Below are 1,885 nucleotides of genomic sequence, written 5' to 3' on the forward strand. Positions count from 1 at the left end.
CTGCTGCGCCCGTCCGGGGTGGCGAACGGGCGCAGCAGGGTGTCGCGCGCGTCGACGACGATGGTCGAGCGGAGGTCAGCCTGCGTCAGGTCGAGGGGCGGTAGCGTCGCCGCGAAGCGCCAGAGGGCGAGGAGGGGAACCGCCGCCACGACGACGAGGAGCGCGAGGCCGGCAAGCAGCCATCGTCGGGTGGGTCGGGCCCGCGCGGATGCCGGACGACCCGCAGGCCCCCTCTCCCGAGCGGGAGAGGGTTGGGGTGAGGGGTCAGGTCTATCCGGAGAGGTCACGCCCCTCACCCCAGCCCTCTCCCCATGGGAGAGGGAGCCGCGCGCGCCACCGGGTCTCGCTCGTCCGCCATCCCTACTTCGCCGCCCCGATCTCGACGGAGCCGAACGCGGTGCGGCCGAAGCGTTCGGGGCGGTACATGTCCTCGATCGTCGCGGCCGGGTGGACGTAGGTGCCCGGCGAGACCGCGCGCACGGTGTATGCGGCGGTGAAGAAGGCCGATTGCTCGGGGGCGCGGTCGTAGGCGGCCACGAAGCGGTCGTCTCGGAACTCGGTGTGGACCGGCTGCACGTCGGACTTCGCGAAGGCCAGGCCGCTGAGCCCGTCGGCGTCGAGGAGCTTCGGGTTGTCGATCTCAAGGCCCGCGGGCAGGCGATCCACCAGCAGCAGGCGGCCGGCGCTGGCCTTGGCCTCTGTCACCTTCAACACCACCACGAGGCGGTCGTTCTGGCGGATGCCGCGAGCGGGGTCGACGACGCTTCCGTCGAGGCGGTGGTAGCTCCGCTCGATCGTGTAGCCCCGCGCGTCGGCCGGCTCCGGCGTCACCGGGTTGCCGGAGACACTGAGCGCCACCTGCACCGGCGCCCGGCCGGTGTTGACGATCGCCACCGGGCGCTCCAGCGCCGCCGCCTTGTAGCTGCGCGCCAGGGGGCCGGACTGGGGCTCGCCGTCGACGGTGAAGGACAGCGCGTCGGCCTCCTTGGTCAGCCCTTGCGCCGCCAGCACCATCCAGGTGTTCTCCTGCGTGCTGGTGACCCGCCCCGAGGCGCGCTCCTCGGTGAGGACCGCGGAGACCGGGGTCAGCGCGGCCTGCGAGAAGCCTGTCTCGGCGGCGAGCGCCAGCAGGCCGGCGCCGTCGCGCAGGCGCGAGCCGTAGTCGGCGCGGTAGCTCTGCTTGTCCCGCTCGGAGCGCAGCGCCGTCAGCGCCGAGTCCATCGCCTTGGCCGCACGGCCGCGGTCGCCCAGCAGCGCCAGGGCCGCCGCGATCTGCGCCCGCCCGAGGGGGGTGGCGAAGTCGGCGAGCTTGGTGTCGGCGAGGTAGCGCAGGTCCCCCATCACCGGGCGGCCGTTCCGGGCGAGCACGTAGGCGGCGTAGGCGAGGTCGGTGCCGCCGTCGCGCACCTCGGTGGTGTTGGCGACCGCGTTGCGCAGGCGGTCGAGGGCTTGGCCGAACGCGACCTGCGGGACGGGGAACCCGCGCTCGCGGGCCCGCGTCAGGAAGTCGGTGATGTAGGCCGAGAGCCAGAGGTCGTTCGAACCTTGCGCCGACCACAGCCCGAAATCGCCGCTCGCATCCTGGCGCGACAGCACCCGCTCGATCGCCTCGCGGATCCGGGCGTCGACGTTGTCGTCGAGGGCGAGCCGGTCGCGGGCGGCGAGCGCGTTGACGTAGAGCAGCGGCATCGCCCGGCTCACCACCTGCTCGGAGCAGCCGTAAGGGTAGCGGTCGAGCTCCAGCAGCAGCGCCGGCACGTCGATCCCGGGCAGCGCCGAGGCCCCCACCGAGACCGTGCCGGTGCCGGGCAGGATGTCGGCGAGCAGGTCGCCGGAGACCTGCAGGCCGGCGCCGGGCGCGAGCGTGCGCACCTCGCGCCCGGCG

At 73.9% G+C, this 1,885-nt stretch carries 1 pseudogene; it reads right to left on the reverse strand.

From position 1 onward, the window contains the following. Nucleotides 1-360: 360 nt before the first annotated feature. Nucleotides 361-1,885: pseudogene (locus tag FV222_RS24605) on the reverse strand (alpha-2-macroglobulin family protein); the annotation flags it as partial.

The sequence above is a fragment of the Methylobacterium sp. WL103 genome, from assembly GCF_008039885.1.
In the GTDB taxonomy this organism is placed as follows: Bacteria; Pseudomonadota; Alphaproteobacteria; order Rhizobiales; family Beijerinckiaceae; genus Methylobacterium; species Methylobacterium cerastii.